6 protein-coding genes are annotated in these 2,785 nt (G+C 34.9%); 2 read left to right on the top strand and 4 right to left on the bottom strand.

Features of this window, described 5'->3' with window-relative positions:
• Positions 1–110: 110 nt before the first annotated feature.
• From D5281_RS26310 to D5281_RS26315, 3 genes are all read right to left on the bottom strand, one after another.
• Positions 111–245, bottom strand: coding sequence for a hypothetical protein (locus D5281_RS26310; RefSeq protein WP_277935615.1), 135 nt, complete (start codon positions 243–245; stop codon positions 111–113).
• A 71-nt stretch (positions 246–316) separates the two neighbouring features.
• Positions 317–844 (bottom strand): J domain-containing protein, encoded by a 528-nt coding sequence (locus D5281_RS24485; RefSeq protein WP_160562473.1) that lies wholly within the window; start codon positions 842–844, stop codon positions 317–319.
• A gap of 88 nt (positions 845–932) precedes the next feature.
• Positions 933–1,109, bottom strand: a complete 177-nt coding sequence (locus tag D5281_RS26315) for a hypothetical protein (protein WP_277935616.1) — start codon at positions 1,107–1,109, stop codon at positions 933–935.
• A gap of 256 nt (positions 1,110–1,365) precedes the next feature.
• Here D5281_RS26315 and D5281_RS24490 point away from each other — a divergent pair, with 256 nt between their 5' ends.
• Positions 1,366–1,560, top strand: coding sequence for a putative holin-like toxin (locus D5281_RS24490; RefSeq protein WP_160562474.1), 195 nt, complete (start codon positions 1,366–1,368; stop codon positions 1,558–1,560).
• Positions 1,561–1,677: 117 nt separating this feature from the next.
• On the opposite strand, the gene D5281_RS24495 is transcribed toward D5281_RS24490, so the two are convergent.
• Positions 1,678–1,914: a helix-turn-helix domain-containing protein gene (locus tag D5281_RS24495; RefSeq protein ID WP_160562475.1), complete on the bottom strand. Its 237-nt coding sequence runs from the start codon at positions 1,912–1,914 to the stop codon at positions 1,678–1,680.
• Positions 1,915–2,240: 326 nt separating this feature from the next.
• Between D5281_RS24495 and D5281_RS24500 the strand changes: the two genes are divergently transcribed.
• Positions 2,241–2,570 carry a hypothetical protein gene (locus tag D5281_RS24500; RefSeq protein ID WP_160562476.1) on the top strand — a complete coding sequence of 110 codons (330 nt, stop codon included), beginning with the start codon at positions 2,241–2,243 and terminating at the stop codon, positions 2,568–2,570.
• The last annotated feature ends 215 nt before the right edge of the window (positions 2,571–2,785 follow it).

A 2,785-nucleotide genomic window follows, 5' to 3' on the forward strand; every position in this document is an offset into this window, starting at 1 on the left:
GAATCCGGAATATCTGGATGACTATCTGCCATGGGATCCCATGGTACAGGAACGGTGCCGATGACCACTGCCCTTTCAGTATAGAGGGGTAGTGGTTATTTTTCTATCCACTATCTTATTTGACGCTTACTTTCATGCGCTGCTTTTAGTGCTTCGTTTTCTTTATTTTGGCATAGTGCATAAAACAATTTCTCCTCATTATCTGCTAATATATCAAATATCTGTTGATTCGTCATAATATTCATACCATCCTTTCTTTTTATATTCAGGGTGTAGCCGTGTATTGGTTACACCCATTTTTTACGTTTGTTCATGCTTATGCGAATGCTTGTTTCAATCTCTTTGTTCCGTTTGTCTCTACTTCTGTACTGCCGTAGTAGTTGCGAATATCTTCCATACTTAACTTTTTATGACTTCTTTTGCGAAATGCTTCAGAATGCCAGTACCAAGACTTTTTCTGACCTGCAAACTTAAAACCAAGGTCTTTCAGTTTTTTTCTATACTGGTATGTATTACCGCTGATCCACAACCAGTTACCAATAATTTCTAACGTGATTCCATCAAAGTGAATGACTTTTTGTAGCATCTCTCTTAACAATTCGTCTTCCGTGAAGTCATATTTCATATTATTAAAGTCTGTCTTTGTGTTGCTTTCGGTGTTGTCCGCTGATTTGCTTTCGTGTCTATTCTTTAATAATCTGAAAAGCTGATCATATTCAGCATTGATTTCCTGTGTTGCTTGTGTGCTGCCTTGTGGGTTGTCAGGGTGAAACCTTTTTAATAAATCCCTGTACTGTCTTCTTAATTCTTCCAGCGTATTCACATTCTTGAAATATCCTGCCATACCTCATAACCTCCTAAATAAAAAAGTGTAAAGCCCTTGATAATTCAATAGACTTTACACTTCTTAATTTAATGGTTACTGTTTGGTTTTAATTAGTTTCTGTAAGTGGGGGGTTTTGATAAAGTTTCCGCTCAATACATTTCTTTTCAAATGCAAGCTGCTGTTTTATTTTTTCATAACCGCCTTCATTATCTGCCATTTCTAATCTTTCAAGTAAATCCAGCTTATCTAAAAGATTAACATTTAATTCTTTTTCACTCGGCATATAATCACCTGCTTTCTATATTGTGACTATGGTTGCTGATTGCTACAGTACAAGTATATCATAACTGAAGTGCAAAGTCTATTCAATTATCAAGGTACTTTGTTTGGGTTGGTGTTGTTTGATTTGATAAGATAATTGTACACTATAGTATACTTAATTATCAATAGTAAAAGTACACAAAAATATACATAAATAATTGGAGAAAGTATATAAAAGTGTACTTATTTGTAAATTATATTGTTATAGATATTAAAATATGGTATATTTATTACATGGGAAACCAGAGAGCCAGGCGGCTTACCCTCTTGTTTTTTCGGAGGGGCTTACCCTCCAGACGAAAGAAAGGAGGGCGTTGCCAATGATTACATATTCCGATCTGATTCAGACAGGAATTTTCATTGTTGCCCTTGTTGGTCTTTGCTATAAGATTTTCAAGGATAAACGAAAATAGCCGCCACTATTCGCAGTAGTGACGGCTGGACTATAAAAGTTTAGCTTAATCATTGAGGGTAGCCGCTTCTTTGGTTTCCCTTTTGTATATATAATATAGCATATGTATAAATTCATTTCAAGTTTTATCGTGAATATATTCTACAATATCACCTGGCTGACAATTCAATATTTCGCATAAATACATTATAGTATCAATTGCGACATTTGAATTATTGTTTAGCCTATTAACAATTGTAGGAGAAATATTATATTTTTCTCTCAAATCTCTTTTTTTTATATTTTTTTGTTCCATTAATTCAAACAATTTTTTATAACTGATTGTTCCTGAATATTGTTTCTCTCGTTCTCCCATAAAAAACACCTCCTCAATGATATTGTACACTATTGTGTTCGAGAAGTCAATGAAAAAAGAAGCGTACACTATTGTATACTTTTGGCAAGAAAATAAGTATATTTTTGTGTACTATGTCAATAGAAAATAAGTATATTTAAGTGTACAATAGTCTTACGAGGTCAAACAAAGCACCAAACAAAACAGACCAGACACAAGCAACCGGGCTGACAACACCCATAAATCTATATAACGTACCTGTGAGGGAATAGTGAAAGCGAAACCAATAGACACGCAAGTTATATAGAGGTTGCTACCAATCAAACAGGAAAAGGAGATTGAAAAGTATGTGTGCAAATATGAAAGAATTTCAAACGGTATCAGAAAAGATTTTCGAGTTGGAGCAAAAGAAAGCTAAAAAGAAAAAAGAGATAGATGATTTAGATAAAGAGATTAAACAACTTAAAAGTGAAACATCTTCTTATATGAAGAAACGGCAAAAGAACATACTTACAGTTGCTGGATTAGAAGTTTTATTTACGGCATTCACAAGACCTACATTTGATAAGGAAGCATTCATTGCAGGTGAAGAGGATGGGGAAGCAACCTATCATAAATATCTTAGAGACATCCCAATGGAGCGTGTTACTGTCAGACTTGCAAAAGCACAAGTATAAAGTCGTCACGGCGACTATAAACAGGACTTTAAGCCGTGAGCGTTGACCGTCCGAGGGCGGTCAGGTAGTCACAAAACCAACAATAATCAAATTCAGGAGGTAAAGACCAATGCACAAACAAACAGTTCAATTTGCAGTCACACGAAACAAAGGAAACATAACAGGAATAGGAAGAACGAGCATTCTTCAACCTAGGACTAGCTTTAAAGGCGGAT

The organism is Parablautia muri (assembly GCF_009917485.1).
Taxonomy (GTDB): Bacteria; Bacillota; Clostridia; order Lachnospirales; family Lachnospiraceae; genus Suilimivivens; species Suilimivivens muri.

Excerpts from the sequence above, each read along its gene's own strand:
- D5281_RS24500 (WP_160562476.1), top strand. The coding sequence starts at position 2,241 with ATGTGTGCAAATATGAAAGAATTTCAAACGGTATCAGAAAAGATTTTC.
- D5281_RS24495 (WP_160562475.1), bottom strand. The coding sequence starts at position 1,914 with ATGGGAGAACGAGAGAAACAATATTCAGGAACAATCAGTTATAAAAAA.
- D5281_RS26310 (WP_277935615.1), bottom strand. The coding sequence starts at position 245 with ATGAATATTATGACGAATCAACAGATATTTGATATATTAGCAGATAAT.
- D5281_RS26315 (WP_277935616.1), bottom strand. The coding sequence starts at position 1,109 with ATGCCGAGTGAAAAAGAATTAAATGTTAATCTTTTAGATAAGCTGGAT.
- D5281_RS24490 (WP_160562474.1), top strand. The coding sequence starts at position 1,366 with ATGGTATATTTATTACATGGGAAACCAGAGAGCCAGGCGGCTTACCCT.
- D5281_RS24485 (WP_160562473.1), bottom strand. The coding sequence starts at position 844 with ATGGCAGGATATTTCAAGAATGTGAATACGCTGGAAGAATTAAGAAGA.